Origin of the sequence: Acinetobacter sp. 22301 (genome assembly GCF_052045285.1) — a bacterium.
In the GTDB taxonomy this organism is placed as follows: Bacteria; Pseudomonadota; Gammaproteobacteria; order Pseudomonadales; family Moraxellaceae; genus Acinetobacter; species Acinetobacter pittii.
This window is the reverse complement of the sequence record NZ_JBQEOR010000002.1, coordinates 58,015-77,795: the sequence shown is the minus strand read 5'-3', so window position 1 is coordinate 77,795 and position 19,781 is coordinate 58,015. Positions and strand designations below refer to the sequence as shown.

General features: G+C 40.2%; 19 protein-coding genes. 14 read left to right on the top strand and 5 right to left on the bottom strand.

Annotated features, from left to right (window positions below; all coding sequences use genetic code 11):
• The 8 genes from ACTJJH_RS04595 to ACTJJH_RS04560 all read left to right on the top strand — a co-directional run bounded on the left by ACTJJH_RS04595 (window position 1) and on the right by ACTJJH_RS04560 (window position 6,744).
• A complete protein-coding gene (locus ACTJJH_RS04595) occupies window positions 1–831 on the top strand; it encodes an inositol monophosphatase family protein (RefSeq protein ID WP_440600802.1) in 831 nt (276 codons plus the stop codon).
• 405 nt (window positions 832–1,236) lie between these two features.
• Window positions 1,237–3,099, top strand: a complete 1,863-nt coding sequence (locus tag ACTJJH_RS04590) for a DEAD/DEAH box helicase (protein ID WP_016143582.1) — start codon at window positions 1,237–1,239, stop codon at window positions 3,097–3,099.
• A 106-nt stretch (window positions 3,100–3,205) separates the two neighbouring features.
• Entirely contained in the window at window positions 3,206–3,415 is a 210-nt protein-coding gene (locus tag ACTJJH_RS04585) for a hypothetical protein (protein ID WP_005067237.1), read from the top strand.
• A gap of 90 nt (window positions 3,416–3,505) precedes the next feature.
• Window positions 3,506–4,324, top strand: coding sequence for an ABC transporter ATP-binding protein (locus ACTJJH_RS04580; protein WP_002116999.1), 819 nt, complete (start codon window positions 3,506–3,508; stop codon window positions 4,322–4,324).
• Complete coding sequence (gene mlaE, locus ACTJJH_RS04575) at window positions 4,321–5,097, top strand: lipid asymmetry maintenance ABC transporter permease subunit MlaE (RefSeq protein ID WP_002117010.1); 777 nt, start codon at window positions 4,321–4,323, stop codon at window positions 5,095–5,097. Before ACTJJH_RS04580 ends, mlaE begins: the two co-directional genes overlap by 4 nt.
• A complete protein-coding gene (mlaD, locus tag ACTJJH_RS04570) occupies window positions 5,097–5,777 on the top strand; it encodes an outer membrane lipid asymmetry maintenance protein MlaD (RefSeq protein WP_005067241.1) in 681 nt (226 codons plus the stop codon). Before mlaE ends, mlaD begins: the two co-directional genes overlap by 1 nt.
• A 26-nt stretch (window positions 5,778–5,803) precedes the next feature.
• Window positions 5,804–6,445: an MlaC/ttg2D family ABC transporter substrate-binding protein gene (locus ACTJJH_RS04565; RefSeq protein WP_002116826.1), complete on the top strand. Its 642-nt coding sequence runs from the start codon at window positions 5,804–5,806 to the stop codon at window positions 6,443–6,445.
• A gap of 11 nt (window positions 6,446–6,456) precedes the next feature.
• The gene (locus ACTJJH_RS04560) at window positions 6,457–6,744 is read left to right on the top strand and encodes an STAS domain-containing protein (protein ID WP_005078357.1); all 288 of its coding nucleotides are present in this window, start codon (window positions 6,457–6,459) and stop codon (window positions 6,742–6,744) included.
• A 72-nt stretch (window positions 6,745–6,816) separates the two neighbouring features.
• Here the strand turns inward: ACTJJH_RS04560 and ACTJJH_RS04555 are convergent, their stop codons facing one another.
• Window positions 6,817–7,830 (bottom strand): magnesium and cobalt transport protein CorA, encoded by a 1,014-nt coding sequence (locus tag ACTJJH_RS04555; protein ID WP_002116978.1) that lies wholly within the window; start codon window positions 7,828–7,830, stop codon window positions 6,817–6,819.
• 158 nt (window positions 7,831–7,988) lie between these two features.
• Here ACTJJH_RS04555 and ACTJJH_RS04550 point away from each other — a divergent pair, with 158 nt between their 5' ends.
• Together ACTJJH_RS04550 and ACTJJH_RS04545 are read left to right on the top strand one after the other, a co-directional pair.
• On the top strand, window positions 7,989–8,570 hold the full coding sequence (locus ACTJJH_RS04550) for a TIGR00730 family Rossman fold protein (protein WP_005067248.1): 582 nt from the start codon (window positions 7,989–7,991) through the stop codon (window positions 8,568–8,570).
• Window positions 8,571–8,584: 14 nt separating this feature from the next.
• Entirely contained in the window at window positions 8,585–8,986 is a 402-nt protein-coding gene (locus tag ACTJJH_RS04545) for an NUDIX hydrolase (protein WP_002116701.1), read from the top strand.
• Between the two features lies 1 nt (window position 8,987).
• Here the strand turns inward: ACTJJH_RS04545 and ACTJJH_RS04540 are convergent, their stop codons facing one another.
• The gene (locus ACTJJH_RS04540) at window positions 8,988–9,617 is read right to left on the bottom strand and encodes a ComF family protein (protein WP_440600801.1); all 630 of its coding nucleotides are present in this window, start codon (window positions 9,615–9,617) and stop codon (window positions 8,988–8,990) included.
• Complete coding sequence (gene recG, locus ACTJJH_RS04535) at window positions 9,610–11,655, bottom strand: ATP-dependent DNA helicase RecG (protein WP_440600800.1); 2,046 nt, start codon at window positions 11,653–11,655, stop codon at window positions 9,610–9,612. The genes ACTJJH_RS04540 and recG overlap by 8 nt, the downstream gene beginning before the upstream one ends.
• A gap of 20 nt (window positions 11,656–11,675) precedes the next feature.
• On the opposite strand from recG, the gene ACTJJH_RS04530 reads away from it, so the two are divergent.
• Both ACTJJH_RS04530 and ACTJJH_RS04525 read left to right on the top strand, forming a co-directional pair.
• A complete protein-coding gene (locus ACTJJH_RS04530; protein WP_440600799.1) occupies window positions 11,676–12,491 on the top strand; it encodes an NAD-dependent epimerase/dehydratase family protein in 816 nt (271 codons plus the stop codon).
• Window positions 12,492–12,570: 79 nt separating this feature from the next.
• Complete coding sequence (locus ACTJJH_RS04525) at window positions 12,571–13,554, top strand: putative solute-binding protein (protein ID WP_014207757.1); 984 nt, start codon at window positions 12,571–12,573, stop codon at window positions 13,552–13,554.
• A 46-nt stretch (window positions 13,555–13,600) separates the two neighbouring features.
• On the opposite strand, the gene plsB is transcribed toward ACTJJH_RS04525, so the two are convergent.
• Window positions 13,601–16,174: a glycerol-3-phosphate 1-O-acyltransferase PlsB gene (gene plsB, locus ACTJJH_RS04520; protein WP_032057361.1), complete on the bottom strand. Its 2,574-nt coding sequence runs from the start codon at window positions 16,172–16,174 to the stop codon at window positions 13,601–13,603.
• Window positions 16,175–16,450: 276 nt separating this feature from the next.
• Between plsB and ACTJJH_RS04515 the strand changes: the two genes are divergently transcribed.
• Window positions 16,451–17,323: an acyl-CoA thioesterase gene (locus tag ACTJJH_RS04515; RefSeq protein WP_440600798.1), complete on the top strand. Its 873-nt coding sequence runs from the start codon at window positions 16,451–16,453 to the stop codon at window positions 17,321–17,323.
• Between the two features lie 109 nt (window positions 17,324–17,432).
• Complete coding sequence (locus tag ACTJJH_RS04510; RefSeq protein ID WP_031945274.1) at window positions 17,433–18,698, top strand: dicarboxylate/amino acid:cation symporter; 1,266 nt, start codon at window positions 17,433–17,435, stop codon at window positions 18,696–18,698.
• Between the two features lie 45 nt (window positions 18,699–18,743).
• Here the strand turns inward: ACTJJH_RS04510 and ACTJJH_RS04505 are convergent, their stop codons facing one another.
• Complete coding sequence (locus ACTJJH_RS04505; RefSeq protein WP_320124397.1) at window positions 18,744–19,694, bottom strand: metal-dependent hydrolase; 951 nt, start codon at window positions 19,692–19,694, stop codon at window positions 18,744–18,746.
• Window positions 19,695–19,781: the final 87 nt, after the last annotated feature.

Here is a 19,781-nt window from a genome sequence, read left to right as displayed (position 1 = left end):
ATGGAACCTATGGTGGTTATGGCTGCGCGTGCGGCTCAAACAGTTGGTCAAGAGCTTTTAAAAGCGCATCAAAATCGTCATAAACTCGATTTGCAAGTTGAAGAGAAAGGCATTGATGGCCCAGTAACACGTGTAGATCGTTATTTGGAACAATTGACGATTGATACATTACGTAAAAGTTATAAAAACCATAGCTTCTTAGGTGAAGAGTTCGGTTTGCAAGAAGGCAAAAGTCACGATGCAGACTGGTGCTGGGTAATCGACCCGCTTGATGGCACGCAAAACTTTATTAATGGTTTCCCTCATTTCTGTATTTCTATTGCAGTTCAGCATAAAGGCGTTACTCAACACGGCGTAATCTACGACCCAGTACGTGACGAATTATTCTCTGCAAGTCGCGGTCGCGGTGCAGTTATGAACCAACGCCGTATCCGTGTAAATGTAAAAGATACTTTAGAAAATACATTCTTGGCAGTAGGCCATCCTTACCGTGCTAAACGTGCTGGTGAGATCGTATCTTATGCAGAACAACACTTTGCTTCATTATTAGCTGTTACTCAAGCTGGCGCACAAATTCGTCGTGGTGGTTCAGCTGCTCTAGATTTAGCATATGTTGCTGCTGGTCGTTTTGATGGTTTCTTTGAACTTGGTTTAAAACCATGGGATATCGCTGCTGGTGAGCTTATTATTAAAGAAGCGGGCGGTGTAGTGGTTGATGCACGTGGTGGTAATGAGTCTCTTGAAAATGGTCAAGTGCTTGCAAGTTCACTCAAAATGCTAAAACCTTTAATGCAAACTGTAGTTCCAGCTTGGGGTCAAGCTGCAAAATAATTTAATTATTTATAAATAAAACCCTCTATTATCAGAGGGTTTTATTTTTTAAGTAATTGGTAAATTTTAGTTAGTTCAATAAATATGAAGAAAGTTGATTAAAACACATGACTTTTAATTTCTTTCTGCTATAATCCGCCCACGCACTTAAATTTCCGTTCATTACCTGAACATTCTGTTCTATTCATTGTAAGCGCACGCTGTCCATAGAGAGGACCATTTCTTGCGCCCCGATCGCTCAGCGATTCTTCAGGTTCGGCCGTAATCAAGCGTGCGTTTAGTCCACATCGTCGTTACTCGGATTGCTGCTGAAAAAACGTTTCAGCTAATTTTGCTTTGCCGCTTTGTGCCGATGTCTATTTTGTATTTATTAAAAATGGAGCACCCACTAGGGTGAAACTCTCTATGAGCAAAACTTTTGCCGAATTTTCTTTGCATGAAACCTTACAACAAGCGCTTGAAGGTTTAGGTTTTACTACCCCGACTCCTGTGCAAGAACAATCTATTCCTGCAGCTTTAGAAGGAAAAGACCTTCTAGTATCTAGCCAGACTGGTTCTGGTAAAACTGCGGCATTTTTATTACCGACATTACATAATTTAGCTGGTCAAGAAACTTTTGTTCCGTTCAAAGAACGTATGAAAGCTGTGACCCAACCTAACATTTTAGTTTTATGCCCAACACGTGAATTGGCTCAACAAGTTAGCCAAGATGCGATTGCTTTCGTACGTCACATGAAAGGTGTTCGTATTGCTGCAATCATGGGTGGTATGCCTTTTGGTAAGCAAATCCAACAACTTAAAGGCGCACAAGTTATTGTTGCGACTCCAGGTCGTTTATTAGATTTAGTAAACCGTCGTCAATTAAAGTTAGATAAAGTTGAAGCTTTAATCGTTGACGAAGCTGACCGCATGTTAGACCTCGGCTTCTCTGAAGATTTAGAAGCGATCAGCGATTTAGCTGGTAACCGTCGTCAAACATTAATGTTCTCTGCAACTTTCGCTGACCGTATTATTCGTCTTGCTGAGCGCATGATGAATGAACCTGAGCGTATTGCAATTGAAACAGGTCACAGTACAAACACTGACATCACCCAAACTTTACACTGGACAGATGGTTTCGAACACAAGAAGAAACTTCTGACTCACTGGTTGGCTGATGAAACTCTTGATCAAGCGGTTGTATTCGCGAGTACTCAAGAAGATACAGATATGTTGGCTGAAGAACTTGCAGAAGCAGGTCACTCTGTAGTTGCACTTCACGGTGCAATGCCGCAAACAGTTCGTAACCGTCGTTTACGTAGTATTCGTGAAGGTCGTGCAAAAATCTTGGTAGCAACTGACGTTGCTGCACGTGGTCTTGACGTACCGACAATTTCACACGTAATTAACTTCGGTTTACCAATGAAACATGAAGACTATGTACACCGTATTGGTCGTACAGGTCGTGCTGGTCGTACAGGTCAAGCAATTACTTTAGCGACTTATCGTGAACGCGGTAAAATCCGTGCGCTTGAAGACTATTTAGATGCACGTTTAAGTGTTTCTGAAATTGAAGGCTTAGAGCCATCTCCACCTCCTGCTCGTTCAGGTCGTGATGGCGGTGGTCGTGGTCGTGGCGGCAACGGTGGTCGTGATGGTCGTCGTGGTGGCGGTTTTGGCGGTGGTCGTCGTTTTGAAGGCGAAAGCAACTTCAAACGCCGTGAAGGTGGTCGTGATGACCGTCCACGTCGTAGCTTTGATGACAAACCACGTGGTGAACGTCCATTCGGTGGTGAAGATCGTCCACGTCGCGAGTTCAATTCAGATCGCCCACGTCGTGAAGGTGGTTTTGAAGATCGTCCACGTCGTGAGTTCAATTCAGATCGTCCGCGTCGTGAAGGTGGTTTCAATGATAAACCGCGTTTTGACTCAAATGATGACAACCGTGGTAACCGCGTAGATTACAAACCACGTCGTGAAAATGGTTTTGGTGATCGTCCAAAACGTAGTTTCGGTGGTGAAGATCGTCCACGTCGTAGTTTTGATGATAAACCTCGTGGCGAGCGTCCATCATTTGGTGGCGAAGATCGTCCACGTCGTGAGTTCAACTCAGATCGTCCACGTCGCGAAGGTGGCTTTAACGATAAACCGCGTCGTAGCTTTGATGATAAACCACGTGGTGAGCGTCCAGCGTTTGGTGGCGAAGATCGTCCAAAACGTAGCTTCGGTGGTGAAGATCGTCCACGTCGTAGTTTTGATGATAAACCGCGTCGTAAATTCGACCGTTAATCAAAAGTTCGTTTAAAGAAAGGCCAGTAGAAATACTGGCCTTTTTTATTTTTCAGTTTTGTTATAAAATAACAAAGTGTGAATTGGTTCAATTTTTTATTAAATAATGAGTAAAAGTAAACGAAAAGAAACAATAATGGCACAGTTGAAGAACTTATTAGTTCAGCACGGCTTGCCTTATCTTTTTATTGCACTTGTTTTGTGTAATGGGGTTTATTTTGCCTATGCTTTTATAACTGGAAGTTCTATTGAGCAGTTTCAAATTTCTGAATTAACCTCTTTTTACGAACATACCTCTTCTATTTCTACCAACTGAGTTACCTTTGCTTTTGTCAAAATAACAACAAGTTTGCCAATTTTCAGTGTTATAGTATGCGTGCATAAAAGTGCAGGAACGATTGCCATTATGAATAATAAAACTCCTCTCTCGACTCAACCACTTATTGAAGTGAAAAATTTGAGTTTTAATCGAGGGGAACGCGTCATTTATGACAATATTAGTTTAAATATACGTCGTGGCCAGATTACGGCCATTATGGGACCTTCTGGTACAGGTAAAACAACATTATTACGTCTGATCGGTGGACAGTTAGTTCCTGATCAGGGCGAAGTTTTGCTCGACGGTAAAGATATTGCAAAAATGTCCCGTCAGGAACTTTTTTCAGCCCGTGCACGTATGGGAATGTTATTTCAGAGTGGTGCTTTATTTACGGATATGTCGGTCTATGAAAATGTGGCATTTCCGATTCGAGCACATACCAAGCTTCCTGAAAATTTAATTGCTGAACTGGTTGCATTAAAACTGGAATCAGTTGGTTTGCGTGGCTCTGAACAATTAATGCCTACAGAACTCTCAGGTGGTATGAACCGTCGTGTTGCCTTAGCACGTGCGATCGCGCTTGACCCTGATTTAATCATGTACGATGAACCGTTTGCGGGGCAAGATCCTATTGTAAAAGGCGTGTTGACACGTTTAATTCGTTCATTGCGAGAAGCTTTAGATTTAACCACAATTATTGTTTCGCATGATGTTCCCGAAACCCTTTCTATTGCTGACTACATTTATGTTGTAGCAGAAGGAAAAATTCAGGGGGAAGGAACACCAGAAGAATTACAGGCATATGCTTCTCCATTTGTGCGCCAATTCTTAACAGGTTCGGCAGAAGGACCTGTTGAATACCAATTTAGTCATCAAGCCTATTTAGATAACGAGGTTCGTCCATGAATACGATTGCCTGGTTAGGTAGACTCGTTATTGAGCGGATTCGAGGGATTGGTGTTGCGGCACTAATGCTCTTACAAATTGTTTTTTCTTTTCCTTCATCTGGTGGGTTTGGACGATTTATTTACCAAATGCATCGGGTAGGGGTGATGTCTTTGTTAATTATCACTGTGTCGGGCCTATTTATTGGTTTGGTACTGGGTTTACAAGGATATTCAATTTTAGTGAACGTCGGCAGTGAATCAATGCTAGGCACCATGGTGTCTTTAACATTGCTGCGTGAATTGGCACCTGTGGTTGCTGCGTTATTATTTGCTGGTCGAGCAGGTTCTGCATTAACAGCAGAAATTGGTTCAATGAAGCAAAGTGAACAACTTGCCAGCATGGAAATGATCGGGGTTGACCCATTAAAACAAATCGTATCACCACGTCTTTGGGCGGGAGTGGTCAGTTTACCGATGCTAACTGTCATTTTTGCTGCGATTGGTATTGTGGGCGGTAAAATGGTAGGTGTCGATTTTCTTGGCGTCGATGAAGGCTCATTCTGGAGCGGTATGCAAAACAACGTGCAATTTGGGCATGATGTCGTAAATGGCATTATCAAAAGTATTGTGTTTGCTTTGTTATGTACATGGATTGCGGTATATCAAGGATATGCGTGTGATCCGACTCCAGAAGGAATCGCAACTGCAATGACGAGAACAGTTGTATATTCTTCATTATGTGTTTTAGGTTTTGATTTCGTGTTGACTGCGGTCATGTTCGGAGGGATTTAATGAAATCACGTAGTAGTGAGCTGGCCGTAGGTATCTTTGTTATTATCTTCGGTATTGCCTTGTTCTTTTTAGCCATGAAAGTTAGTGGCCTTGTTGGTACTAACTTAAATGATAGTTATACCATGAAGGCTCAGTTTGATAACGTCAATGGTTTAAAGCCTCGTGCTAAAGTAACGATGAGCGGTGTCACAATTGGTCGTGTTGATTCAATTACCCTTGATCCAGTTACGCGTTTGGCTACAGTAACCTTTGGCTTAGATGGAAAATTGACAAGTTTTAATGCTGAGCAGCTAAAAGAAGTTCAAAAAAATGCTTTAGATGAACTACGTTATAGTTCTGATTATACGCAGGCTTCTCCAGAGCAACAAAAAGCAATGGAACAGCAACTGATCAGTAACATGTCCTCCATCACCAGTATTGATGAAGATGCTTATATAATGGTTGCAACCAATGGTTTGTTGGGTGAGAAATATTTGAAAGTCGTTCCAGGTGGTGGTTTAAACTATCTTAAACGTGGCGATACAATTTCAAATACCCAAGGAACCATGGATTTAGAAGATTTAATTAGTAAATTTATTACTGGTGGTGGCGCAGGTAAAGTTGCCGCTGGTTCATCCTCAGCAGAAGAAAAAGCTCCTGCAAGTACCGACAGCAGTGCACAGCCGTCATTTGTTGAGTAAGAGTTTATTTGAAGGAGTGGTTCCAGGTGAATACGTTGTTTAAACAAACCCTGACAGCAAGTCTTTTGTCTACTATGATTGCAGGTACAGCTTTTGCTGCACCTTCAGAAGCACCACCTGATTTTATCAAGCGTGTTGCTGATGGCTTGATCGCTCGTTTAAAAGCAGATCATGCTAAGTTGCAGAACAATCCTGCTTTAGTAAAATCAATTGTACGTCAGAACTTAGACCCATATGTTGATTCACAAGCGTTCACTCGTATTGTGATGGGTACTTATGCGACGAATCAGTATAGTACAGCTGCACAGCGTGCTCAGTTTGAAACAAACTTCCGTAATACATTAATTGAAAATTACGGTAGCGCATTTGCTAAATATACAAATCAAAGCTATACCATGCGTCCTTACAAGGCAACTGCGGGTAAAAACCCTGTAGTGACATTGGACTTTAATCACAATGGTGAAAAAATTCCTGTTTCTTTCCAGTTGGCTGACAAAGGTACTCAATGGAAAATCCGTAATATCAATGTTTCTGGTATTGATCTAGGATTACAGTTCCGTAATCAGTTTGCTGCAACAGTGAAACGCAATGGCGGTGATTTAAATAAAGCAATTGCTACGTTCCAACCTGATGCAGACGCAGCTGTTAATCAAAACAAAAAGAAATAAGTAGGTGACGTGTGGTTCAGTATCTCAACCAACAATTGGTTGTTTCGGGAAAAATTGATTTTGAAAATGCGGAACAACAGTATCAAGCAGGTTTGGCCATCATAAAGAAGCAGCAAAGCTTCCCACTTGTGGTGGATTTAACTGAGCTTGAGCATGGTAGTACTTTGGCATTGGCTGTTTTAGTTCAATGGTTACGAGAGACTCCCAAAAATACTGGTTTGCATTTTAAAAATGTCCCTGAAAAAATGCTGAAGATCATTCAAGCCTGTCATTTGCAGGATGATCTGCAAATGATCTGATGTTTTTGATGTAAAAAAGCACCTATATTTAGGTGCTTTTTTATGCTCGAAATTAGCATTTTATTACAAAGCTTAGATCCATTTTTTCCAGCGGAAATAAATGATCGGCCCAATAAAGAAACCCATAATAATCAGCAAAACAACGAAGAAACTGGTCGTACCATGTGCAAAAGGTAATACGTCTGTGTTCATACCGTAAATACTGGCAATAAGCATCGGAGGAGCTAACATACTTGGTAAGATCGAGAATCGACGAATCGTATCATTCTGTTCTGTGTTAATGAATCCAGACGTCGTATCAAGTAAGAATCGTACTTTTTGGAATAAGAACGCATCATGTTCTACCAGTGAGCGTACATCTTCACTGAGCTCTCGAATGTCTGCATCATAAATATGACTGCCTAATGCGCGAGGACGCGATAAGAAAGTAAGTACACGTCGTAAATCAATGAGACAAAGCTGTGCTTTTCCTAGCATGTCTTCTTGTTGAGCTAGGCGTGTAATCATGTCATCGAGATCTAGAATTTTTTCACGTTGGTGGTTATTAAGAACCTCGGTGGAGTATTTTTCTAAATCTTTGTGGATATCTTCTAAGATATCCGCAAGCTCATCGAGTTTTGCTTCAAGAAGGCCTAATAAAATCCACGTTGGATCTTTATAGTCCATGTCATAGTCATTTCGGCGAGCACGGGCACGAAAGGCACGAAACGCAACTAGTTTTTCTCCGCGCATCGTAAAGAGGCGGTCTTTATGTAAAATGAAAGCTACGGTTTGCACCATGGCAAGCATATGTGATGACTCTTCAGCGTCTCCATCCACCTGATAATTTTTATTTTTCGTTAAAAAATAAGTACTGATGTGCAAAATACCGTCATCATCACGGTAAAATCGTGCAGAAGATGAAATGTCTTCAAGCGACTTTAGTGTTGGTAAATTTTGGTCATAGGCATCTAATACCCATTGTTGCTCTTCTTGCGAGGGTGCAATAAGATCAAGCCAGACTAATTCGGGATGTAGATCAAATCCACCATTGATGGTGGCATCTTCCAGACTTCCGCGTTCTGTGGCATAAAAGGCTTCAAGCATGTGTCTTTTTTCCTCACGCAGTCTGATGGAAATGGATGGGTGTATTTTAGACAAGGATTTGCCGAAAAACACTTGCCAATACGCTATTTTGCAAAAAAAAACTCTATCGATAGTTTAGTTTGTCAGCATGACAGTTCAATAAAACGGTTTTTTACACTATGAAATCAATTTGTATTTTCTGTGGTTCATCTCTTGGTTCAAACCCAATTTTCCAAAAAATTGCCCAAGCTACAGGCGAGGCTATTGCAAAACAAGGTAAGACCTTGGTTTATGGTGGTGGCCGCTCAGGCCTAATGGGTGTGGTGGCCGATAGCGCCTTACAAGCAGGTGGACAAGTCATTGGCGTGATCCCTCGTGCTTTAGTTGATCGTGAGTTAGCTCATCCGGGCTTAACCAGATTATATGTGGTTGAGAATATGCATGAGCGTAAAACCAAGATGGCGGATCTTTCAGATGGCTTTATTGCTTTGCCGGGTGGCGCTGGTACATTGGAAGAAATCTTTGAACAATGGACGTGGGCGCAATTAGGGATTCATCAAAAGCCATGTGCTTTCTTAAATGTAGCGGGCTTTTATGAAGATTTACTTAAAATGATTCAAGGAACGGTGGATAATGGATTCAGCCAAGCACGGTTCGTTGATAAATTGATCGCATCAGACAAAATTGAAGATATTCTTCAACAATTTGAGCAATATCAGGCTCCTGCTCCAAAATGGACAAACGCAGATGTCCAACCATAAACGAGGTTAAATAGGTGAAAACAATTACGGTCGCTGCCGCAGTGATTTTAAATGAGCAAAATCAGTTGTTGCTTGTAAGAAAGCGTAATACACACGCTTTTATGCAAGTGGGTGGCAAGCTGGAACCTAATGAGGCACCAGAGATCACCATGCAGCGAGAAATTTTAGAAGAAGTCGGAAGCTCTTGTGTGATTGAGCAATTTATTGGTCATTTCGAAACAGCAGCTGCCAATGAGCCAGATCATATTTTGGTGAGTCATTTATATCTAGTTCAGCTCGACCAAGCACCTAAAATTGCAGCCGAAATTGCAGAAATGAAGTGGATAGATTTAAATGATTCGGAAACTCAACTTGCACCATTGACCCGAGAAATTGTCATTCCTTGGTGTGAAGAGTATTTATCTACAGTGCAATAGCTTAACTCTTCGGCGTCGCTGCTAGGCACGCCGTATGAATGGATGTGCAGCCTAATTGTTTAAGTGCCTGACTGAGCGCATGAACAGAGCTTCCTGTGGTTATCACGTCATCAATAATAAGAACGCGGCGATAACGTCGTTTCTCTTGATGATGAGGTAAAAATTGTTGTTCGATATTTTCAAAGCGTTCTAGCCGAGAAAGTCCTTTTTGAGAGTGTTCATTTAAGCGTTGAATTGGTTGCCAAACAGGTATTTTTAAGTGTTTGCTTAATATATTGGCGAGTACTAAGGATTGATTGAAACCACGCTCGATTAAACGTTGATTGGAAATGGGCATAGGTACGATCGCTTGTACCTTGGGAAATTTTAATTGTTTTAAAATTTCACCTAATAAGATCTGATAATGTAACTTTTGTTCATATTTAAACTGCTGAATAATCCGGTTAACCGGATAAGCATAATTACAAGCCACAAGAACAGATTGATTATTACGTTGAATCGTTTGTTTAAGCCAAGGTAGCTGTTCCCAACAGTCTTTACAGAGCGATGATTTTTCTCGTATGCCTAACTCGCACAATGAGCAAGGTGAAAATAACTGAATAAGAGGTTGAAAGTTTAAAAAATTAAACATACGCGTAGCGAGGCGCCTCAGGAAGCCAACGTTTTAATAGAGCATCTGCCTGTTCTGGATAATCTTTTAAAACTTGCTGTGCTACATAGTGAGCCTGACTCAGTAGGTGATCATCTCGCTCTAATTGAGCCACTCTAAATCCCATATCTCCGGTTTGTTTAGTCCCTAGTAATTCGCCCGGTCCACGTAATTCCAGATCTTTTTCCGCAATCACAAAGCCATCATTACTTTCTCTTAAAATAGAAAGTCTTTCTTGTCCATTTTGAGAGAGAGGCGTTTTATATAAAAGTACGCAAAAACTGGCTTGAGCACCTCGACCTACGCGGCCACGTAATTGGTGTAGCTGAGAAAGCCCTAAACGCTCGGCATTTTCAATCACCATAATGGAAGAGTTAGGAACGTCTACTCCAACTTCAATCACTGTTGTTGCGATAAGAAGCTGTAATTCATTATTTTTAAATGCTTGCATGACGGCTTGCTTTTCATCGGCTTTCATTTTGCCATGCACCAAACCAATATTGAGTTCAGGAAAACGTTCTTTCATCTCTTGGTAAGTTGCTTCTGCTGCTTGAGCATCTAAAGTCTCAGACTGTTCAACTAATGTGCATACCCAATAGGCCTGTTTCCCATCTCTACAATTCGAAGCAATTCGTTGTAGTACTTCCTCGCGACGATCAAGTGGAATCGTAACGGTTTGAATAGGTGTACGGCCCGGTGGCAACTCATCAATTATGGATGTGTCTAAATCGCCATACGCACTCATTGCCAGTGTTCTTGGAATAGGCGTGGCTGTCATCACGAGTTGATGTGGAGTGAACTGCTCAGCACCTTTATTGCGTAAAGCTAAACGTTGGTCTACACCAAAACGATGTTGTTCATCAATAATCACTAGCCCTAATTTAGCGAAGCCAACATTATCTTGAAATAAGGCATGTGTACCGACAATAAGTTCCGCGTGGCCTTCTTTAATTTGTTGTTCTGCTTGGGCACGGGCTTTACCTTTTTGTTTGCCAGATAGCCATGCCACGGTTACACCTAATGGTTCAAACCAACGTTTAAAGTTTAAATAATGTTGTTCTGCAAGAATTTCGGTCGGAGCCATTAATGCAACCTGCCAATCTGCTTCTAAAGCATGGCAAGCAGCTACAGCGGCAACAAGGGTTTTTCCAGCACCTACGTCGCCTTGTACTAAACGTAGCATAGGTTGGTGTTGTTTTAAGTCATTTAAAATTTCTTTAGATACACGTTTTTGTGCATTGGTCATTTGAAATGGTAAAGCTTCTAATAGTTTTTTAGCTAATACTTTACTGCTTGAAAATGCAGGTGACGCAATTTGTCGAATATAAGCACGGCGATTAAGTAAACTAATTTGGTGCGCAACCAACTCTTCAAAAATAAGCCGTTGCTGTGCAGGGTGCGAGCCTTGAGCCAATTGCAGCATGTTGGCATCCACAGGAGGCTCATGAATGTAATACAAAGCCTCTTTAAGCGCATAGCCATTGGTATATTGCTTTGGGAGTAGCTCTGGTAAGGCATCACTATGATGCTTTAAAGCTTGTTTTACATATTCGCGTAATTTGGGTTGAGTTAACCCATCGGTACTTGGATAAATTGCTGTCAGCTGAGTTTTTGGTAGAGGTGTATGTTCATGAATGAGTTGAATTTCAGGATGATACATCTCAAGGCCGCGAGCACCTACACGGACTTCACCAAAAATACGTAAGCGATGACCAGGTTTTATTTTATCAGTCAGGTTTTTATAAATATGATAAAAGCGTAAGGTGACTTTACCGAATTCATCTTGCACCAAGGCTGCCATAGATTTTCGCTTTCCCGGAGGGAAATCAATTGATTTGACTTCTCCTTCGAGTAAATAGCTCCGCCCAACCACAAGTTGATTCATTGGAATAATCGTACTGCGGTCTTCATAATCACGTGGCAGATGAAACAGTAAATCATCTGTGGTAAAAATATTTAGTTTTTCGAGTAGGGCTGCTGAAGCCGATCCAACGCCTTGTAACTGATGGACTGAAGTCATGTCCCCTCAACGAGTTTTCTATGCATATATTATTTATCGGTTATGGTAAAACATCTCAGCGTGTTGCTAAACAACTATTTGAGAAAGAACATCAAATTACCACAATCAGCCGTAGTGTAAAAACGGATAGTTACGCAACACATCTGGTTCAAGATATCTTTAAACTTGATTTAAGTAAAATTGAACCTGTGGATGTTGTATATATTTTACTTTCTCCAAACGAGAGTACGGTTGAGGGCTATCAGCAAACTTATGTTGATAGTATTGAACCGATTCGAGAAGCATTAAAAATACATCCGGTGAAAAAAATAATCGTTGTCTCTTCTACGCGGGTATATGGTGAAAATGCAGGAGAGATTATTGATGATTTTAGTGAAATTCATCCAAGTGATGAGCAAGGCCATATATTACGTAATATGGAACTCCTTTGGCAGAAACATTATCCAGCTCAATGTGTAATTATTCGCCCTACAGGTATTTATGGAACTTCTATTGCCCGTTTAAAAAAAATGGCTGAAAATAATCAAAGCTATCCAAATATACATTATAGCAATCGGATACATATTGATGATTTAGCAAGATTTTTGGCTTTTATAGCTGATTATGAAACTCATCAAGCGAGCTATATTGTGACTAATAACCAACCATTACCTTTGCATGAAGTTATAGCGTGGTTTCAAAAACAATTGGGATTGCCAGAGTTAACATTAGAATCGAACCAAACTTCAGGTAAAAGAATTTATGCGAAACATTTGCCAGTAACGGGTTTTCATTTAGAACATCCAATTTGCTTTAATGACTATTTATTATGTTTAAATGTTCATAGCACTAAATAAAATTTTGATTAAACTTTAAATAAGAACAGAAATACCTGATGAGGCAGTGAAATTGCCGATAAAGATAAAAAGGTTGAAAGTGAAAAAAATTTGTTTAGCTCTTATTTTGAGCGTAGTAGCTGCTGCGAGTTGGGCCGAGGATCAGGTGTGGTGTGCCTATGATCCCATTGGGTCCCAAGGGGATATTACTCGCCGTTTAAATGACATTCGGCTATATGCCCAGCAATATCAAGTCAAATTTAAAGTAGTTACCTATCAAAAAGAACAGCAGGCCATACAAGCTTTTGATGATGGAAAATGTTCAGGTTTAGCTGCATCCAATTTCAATACTTATCGTTATAACCAATTTATGGGAAGTACCGCGGGTATAGGGCTTATTCCTAATAACCGTACGGCCAAAAGCTTTTTGCAGCTTTTAAATCATCCTACAATCGAGAAAAGATTAGTTTCTAAGAATTATGAAGCTATAGGAATGATTCCAATTGGAACTGCTTACATGGTTCTAAAAAATAAGAACCTCTCTAGAGTCGCTCAATTAAGAAATCAGCGTATTGGGGTGCTACCCAACAATCCACCACAACAAGCATTGGTACGAAGTGTAGGTGCTCAGCCAGTTTATGTAGATTTATCTAACGCAATTGCGCAGTTTAAGCAAAATAAAATCGATATTATTGCTGCCCCAGTGTATGGATTATTGCCGTATAACTTACAAAAAGAATTTGGACCAGATACTCAAGTCATTAATTTTCCTTTGGCATATTTCGGTGTCAATTTAATTATTAAGCCGCAAGCTTATCCTGCTAATTTTGGCCGGAAAATTCGAGGATGGTTTGTTCAGAATAGCCAATTGCTGACGAATCGTGCGACACAATGGGAAAATCATTTACCTGCTTATTATTGGGTAGATGTCTCTTTTTATGAGAAGCAAAGTTATGACGTAATGGTTGCCAAAATACGTAATCAGTACGTTCTTTCAGGTTATTACGATGCTTATTTCGTTCAGCTTATGAAGCGCTTACGTTGTATGGACGATCCACGTTATTTCGAATGTCCAATTCGCTAATAAAATAAAAGGCAACTGAAGTTGCCTTTTATTTTGACTGAAGACTTTAAGCTTTTTTGCGTTTTAAACGGCGTTTAGCTTGTTGAGATGCCATTGCTTCAAGAGCATCTTTCAATTCTTCGTCAGTAAAGGTAGTGATGTGCTGCAACATTTGCAAGGTTACTTCATCAAGCACCAACTGTGCGCCAGCAGCCATTTGACGGAAGTTATCATCAAACTCAATTTGGCCTTGATCGTTAGTGCGAATGTAATTTTGCTGCGTAAGTACTTTTAAGAAGCTTTGGAATAAAGCTTTATCGAAGAACTCTGGCGAATTAAATTCATATAGAACTGATAAACGTTGTCCTAATAAATGACTTAATTCTTCAACTTGTTTAGCAGAGATATTGCCTGAACCACGTTGAGTAATGAGCGCAAGTGTCATGTAGTAACGCTCAAGACTTTGCTTAACTGGCGTTGCTAAAACAACAAGCTGATTATGCTCTTCTGTATTTGGCGCAGAGCTAATCAAGTTACCTTCATCGTCTTGTTGAATAAGGTTGGATTGAACTAGAGCATCTGCATATTGCTCAACTTGTGCTTTAAGCTCGCTGCTCTTCCATTTAAGGAATAACTCAGCTTTCAAGAATGGATAGAGCGTATAGATGACATTAGTTAAATCTGAACGACTGATTTTTCCATTATGCTCAACAAGTGATGCTACTAGAGAAGGTAAAACAAAAGCGTGCAAGATGTTATTACGGAAGTAAGTCAAAAGAACAGCTTGATTATCTTCAATCGCAATAATATCGCCAAGCGCATGCTGAACGCGTTTAATGAGTTTAAGCTTTAAACCATACGCAATAATTTCTTTACCAGAAAGTGGTGTTACTTCCATACGTTGGTCATATGGGAAGTTCGATGCCAAGTTACGATAAGCTTCTAGCTGCTTAATACAAATTTCTTCATCAAGCGTATGCTTTGGAGTTGCAAGCAAAATAATAGAAAGTAAAGAAACAGGGTTAATCACCACAGCTCGGTTAATATTTTCTAAAATTGCATGTGCAGAGCTATTTACTGCATCTGAAACAGCTTGAGGAATTGGGTCGTCATTTTTCTCGATATAAACGTTTTCTGCATTATGTTGCTTAAGCAGATCATCAAGGAAAACAGGTTCACCAAAGTTCACGTGGACTTTACCAAAGATACGTTCAATTTTTCGTAAGGTTTTCACAATACCAAAAATAGATTCGGCTTCTTTTGGCTTACCTTGCATTTCGCCTACGTAAGTTGAGCCTTCCATGAGTCGTTCATAACCAATATAAGTTGGTAAGAAAACGATCGGTTTAGCACGGCCACGTAAATGGCTGTGAACTGTCATGGCAAGCATACCGGTTTTAGGCGGTAATAAACGTCCAGTACGTGAACGTCCACCTTCAATAAAGTATTCAAGAGGCGTGTTGCGTGACAAAATACTATATAGATATTCTTTAAATACAGTAGTGTAGAGACCATTTCCACGGAAAGAGCGGCGAATAAAGAATGCACCGCCTCCACGTAAAAGTTGACCAACAAAAGGTAGGTTTAAGTTATCGCCCGCAGCAATATACGGAACCATTAAGCCACGTTTATAGATCACATATGACAATAGTAAATAGTCAATGTGACTGCGGTGGCAAGGTGTGTAGACAACTTCATAATCTTTCGCTAGTTCACGAACCGTACTAAAGTTATGTACTTCTACGCCGTCATAAAGCTGGGTCCATAGGCGTGTTAAGGCAAGATCGGCAAAGCGCACTGCTGAGTGCGAATAATCCGATACGATTTCATTCACATAGCCAATCGCACGGCGTTCAGCTTCAAGCATGCTCACTTTTCCGCGAATACTTTCACGGCGGATTGCTTCTTGCACATCACGAGATTTAACAACCGATTGCATGACATTGCGGCGATCCGACAAATCGGGGCCTAACACGACTTCACGCTGACGGTCTAAATAATCATTTAACGTACTTACAATATAAGTTGCTGGTGAAAGATTTGGATAATGCTGCTGTGCATAATCAACCAATTCACGTAGCGATTGTGGTTCATGAAATTCTAAATAAGACTGACGGCCATGCAAACCAATATTAACCAGCTGCTTAACTGTGCTTGGTGTTGCCCATGTGTCGGAAAATAATAATTTAAACCAAGAATCTTCTTTATCTGGCGAACGGCCCCATAAAACTGTAACCGGAACAAGCTCTATATCAAGTTCAGGGTTTTCTTGTAAAACTTCAATCAGTTTTATTAAACGCGGTGGAAAAGCATGAGGAGGCGGATTCAGTAAATTATTTTCATCATTGTGCTGTAAAAATAAAACTGATGCTTTTTCCTGATGAGTACCCACAATGAGTGGGTCTAACGCAGGTTTTAAATTTAATCGACGCGTTTCTCCATCAACCACTAAAGCATTGCTTCGAGAGTGGTTTTGTAAGACGTAACAAACCACTTTTTGGCGGTCAGTTTTTGCTTCTGTTTCTGTTGTTTCTGATACTGGTTCAGTAGGAACTTCCCCAAGAACATGTGGTGTTACCACGAGGTCAAGTAGTTTACTCGAAAGCCGACGATACATTTGACCAAACCCACTCTTGGACATAAGAACTCCTACTTCTTAAAGACAAATCCCAGCACCAAATGCAGAGGGTAATTATTTTGCGGCATTTATTAAAAAAAACAATATGCTACTTTCTTATAAATTATAATGCTTTTGGCATATTTTATCGTTAAAAATCGTATTTTTAGCTGTTATATGAGCAATCTTCGTCAGAAGTTGACTGATTGTTCCATGTTCAAATAGTTTTTTATGGCACAATAGATTCTACACATCTGTACTTTAATACGATTTTTTACCTGAAATATGAAGGTATCTCTCATGAATGCGTTAACCCAAGAACTTGTCGATCTTCTTACTTTAGAAAAGCTAGAAGAAAATATTTACCGTGGCATAAGCCGTAATCTTGTCGGTAAACGTGTCTTTGGTGGGCAGGTTTTGGGTCAGGCTTTACGTGCGGCATCTTATACAACCGATCGCCCAGCGCATTCTTTGCATGCATATTTTTTATATGGTGGCGATATTAATGCCCCAATTATCTATGAAGTAGACCGTTTACGTGATGGGAAGAGTTTCGTAAGCCGTCAGGTTCGTGCCATTCAACACGGACGAGTTATATTTTCGGCGATGGTTTCTTTTGCTAACCCCGAAGAAGGCTTGAACTATCAACATCAAGAGCCAGAGTATCCCGAGCCAGAGACTCTTAAATCTGAAAATGAGCTCAAAGAAGGTATTTTAAATTTCGTACCTGAAAATGTTCGTGCTAGTTTCATGCGTGAGCGCCATGTAGAAATTCGCCCAATTGATCCGGTAAATCCGTTTCAGCCTCAACCTGAAGCTCCTTATAATGCGCACTACATCCGCACACATGACCGTATTCCAAAACAATTAGATGATATTGCTCTGCATCAAGCGATTGTTGCGTTTTATTCAGACTTTACCTTAATGACAACTGCTTTGAGACCGCATGGGCTCAGCTATATTTCTCCAAGTTTGCAGTGTGCAAGTATTGATCATGCCATCTATTTTCACCGCCCGCTGCGTGCTGATGAATGGATGCTTTACGATATGGAAGCAACCGTTAGCGCAGCTTCTCGCGGCTTGAACTTTGGCCGTATGTGGCAAAATGGCCAACTTGTATGCAGTACCGTGCAAGAGGGTTTAATTCGTTTGCGGGAAATTGAAACGCAATAAGCTTATTTATAAAGCCATCTCATGAGATGGCTTTTTTATTTTTAATTGAAACGATGTGACAAAAAATTGCTCGTATGAAAAGCAAGCTCATGTCATATTTGCAAAAGGATTGCCAACTGAAAAAAATAATGCTGATATGAACTTAAATACACAAATTCTTATTGCGGCCATTTTAGGCTTAGCCTTTGGTTTTATATTAACGTTGTATCCCGATACTGCGTTTGTAAAACATAGTTTATATGGGTTAGGCATATTAAGTAGTGTCTTTATTGGGCTGCTTAAAATGTTGTTGGTGCCTTTGATTTTTAGCTCGATTGTTGTGGGTGTATCTAATTTGCAGGCGGGAGGGCAGTTAGGTCCAGTCTGGAAAATTACCTTTTTATGTTGTTTGACTACAACCACACTAGCTTTAATTTTAGGTATAAGTTGTGCTCATCTATTTGAAGTAGGACGTGGTATAGATATCTCTATTTTCCAAACGTCTATGCAAAACTATCAGGCACCAGATAGTTTAAATCCTGCAAGTTTTTTCACTAATTTTATTCAAAATACATTAATTAACCCATTTAAAGCATTCAGCGACGGTAACGTTTTAGCGGTTGTGGTGTTTGCGCTATTTGTTGGTGTTGCTTTAGTCCATGGCGGTGAGCGTTTTAAAAGTATTCGCGTATTAAGTCATCAATTTTTTGAAATGATGATGATGCTAGTCGGCTGGGTAATGAAGCTAGCACCTTTGGGTATTTTTGCTTTATTAGCAAAGTTAATGGCAACGGAAGATATTTCGGTACTAAGTCGTTTGGCTGAGTTTGCTGTTGTAGTGACAGGGACTACCATTTTCCATGGTGCTGTTGTTTTGCCGCTACTACTTTGGATTTTTGGCCGCATGAGTCCTTGGACTTTTTTCAAAGGAACACGTACAGCGTTAATTACAGCATTTGCAACCAGCTCTAGTTCTGCCACGATGCCACTTAGTATGAAATGCGCACAGGAAAACTTAGGTGTTCGTCCGCAAACAGCTGGTTTTGTAATTCCTTTAGGTACACAGCTTAATATGGATGGCACTGCACTATATGAAGCAGCAGCTGCATTATTTGTCGCAAATTTGGTGGGGCTAGACTTAAACCTGACACAACAAATTATTGTGTGTTTAACAGCAATGATTGCATCACTAGGGGCCCCTGGCATTCCAAGTGCAGGTATGGTTACCATGATTATGGTTTTACAGTCTGTAGGTTTACCGGCTGAAGCAATTGCAATTTTACTTCCGATTGATCGCCTATTGGATACGGTAAGAACAGTGGTAAATGTGCAGGGTGATATGATGATTAGCGTGGTTGTTGACCGTTATACAAAAGATAAAGATATCAGTGTCTAATCTCCTAAATAAAAAAGCAGGATTTTAAATCCTGCTTTTTTATTTTTAAGCCGCTTGTAACTCGGCTCTTTTTGCTGCTGGAGATTGAGATAAATAACTTACCGCATCTTCAGTGCTGCCTTCCTTGACTGGATCATACCAAGGCATGAGGTAATCAATTTGTTGAGCAATAAGCCAGATTGGGTTTGGTAAAACCTGATTATCTTTGCGACTAATCTTAAACCATTCTACAGCAACCCATACTGGGAAAAATCTGGATTTAGTTGCATCAGCAAAACGTGGATCTTGTTTCATAATATGTGCAGCGCCGTCTACCCATAATCCAAGCACCAGTACAATCACTGCAAGACTTAAATAGTAGCGTGGAATATATCCACCACCCAAATGGCGATATAAATCAAAAGCAACCGTGCGGTGTTCAATTTCTTCTGAACCATGCCATTTAACCAGATCGACCATTTCAGGGTCAGCACCTAATTCTTCCCAACGCGTATTATAGAGTGCATATTTGCCTAATACACAGGTCATATGCTCAACAGTTGCAATAACGCCTAAACGGAAAAGGTCCCATTGCCCTTGTAGAAATTGAGGAACTTCTTTGTCAAAAGGTTTATCTGCTAAGGCAGTGGTAAATAGATAATTCATAATGTCCAGATTTCGCTGGATATCAATATTACGTGCACTTAAATATTCTTTATTGGCAGAAGTATGCGCGTTGGCATGCATAGCTTCTTGGCGGATAAATGCTTGCACATCCTGTTTAAGTTTTTCGTCTTTAATTTGCGGTAAAACTTTATTGTACAAACGGCAAAACCAGAATTCTCCAGCAGGCAAGATATTATTAATTTCATTAATAAAATAACTTGCGAAAGGCTGATTTGGAATCCAGTCAACAGGGGTATCTTTCCAGTCAAATTTTACTTTACGTGGAAGAATTTTATAGTCAATAGAAGAACCTAAAGCCTTGTTCTTCAAAAAAGATAACAATTTCATCATTTAGTCCTGATTTTTAACTCGATGAAGTTATATCGAGTATAAAAAAAGCCCCTACATTTGTGTTTAGCAATAGGGGCCAATTTGAAA

What these genes read in the sequence shown, in the direction of transcription:
- ACTJJH_RS04595 (WP_440600802.1), top strand. Translation starts at nt 1, where the DNA reads ATGGAACCTATGGTGGTTATGGCTGCGCGTGCGGCTCAAACAGTTGGT.
- ACTJJH_RS04590 (WP_016143582.1), top strand. Translation starts at nt 1,237, where the DNA reads ATGAGCAAAACTTTTGCCGAATTTTCTTTGCATGAAACCTTACAACAA.
- ACTJJH_RS04585 (WP_005067237.1), top strand. Translation starts at nt 3,206, where the DNA reads ATGAGTAAAAGTAAACGAAAAGAAACAATAATGGCACAGTTGAAGAAC.
- ACTJJH_RS04580 (WP_002116999.1), top strand. Translation starts at nt 3,506, where the DNA reads ATGAATAATAAAACTCCTCTCTCGACTCAACCACTTATTGAAGTGAAA.
- mlaE (WP_002117010.1), top strand. Translation starts at nt 4,321, where the DNA reads ATGAATACGATTGCCTGGTTAGGTAGACTCGTTATTGAGCGGATTCGA.
- mlaD (WP_005067241.1), top strand. Translation starts at nt 5,097, where the DNA reads ATGAAATCACGTAGTAGTGAGCTGGCCGTAGGTATCTTTGTTATTATC.
- ACTJJH_RS04555 (WP_002116978.1), bottom strand. Translation starts at nt 7,830, where the DNA reads ATGCTTGAAGCCTTTTATGCCACAGAACGCGGAAGTCTGGAAGATGCC.
- ACTJJH_RS04550 (WP_005067248.1), top strand. Translation starts at nt 7,989, where the DNA reads ATGAAATCAATTTGTATTTTCTGTGGTTCATCTCTTGGTTCAAACCCA.
- ACTJJH_RS04540 (WP_440600801.1), bottom strand. Translation starts at nt 9,617, where the DNA reads ATGTTTAATTTTTTAAACTTTCAACCTCTTATTCAGTTATTTTCACCT.
- recG (WP_440600800.1), bottom strand. Translation starts at nt 11,655, where the DNA reads ATGACTTCAGTCCATCAGTTACAAGGCGTTGGATCGGCTTCAGCAGCC.
- ACTJJH_RS04530 (WP_440600799.1), top strand. Translation starts at nt 11,676, where the DNA reads ATGCATATATTATTTATCGGTTATGGTAAAACATCTCAGCGTGTTGCT.
- plsB (WP_032057361.1), bottom strand. Translation starts at nt 16,174, where the DNA reads ATGTCCAAGAGTGGGTTTGGTCAAATGTATCGTCGGCTTTCGAGTAAA.
- ACTJJH_RS04515 (WP_440600798.1), top strand. Translation starts at nt 16,451, where the DNA reads ATGAATGCGTTAACCCAAGAACTTGTCGATCTTCTTACTTTAGAAAAG.
- ACTJJH_RS04505 (WP_320124397.1), bottom strand. Translation starts at nt 19,694, where the DNA reads ATGATGAAATTGTTATCTTTTTTGAAGAACAAGGCTTTAGGTTCTTCT.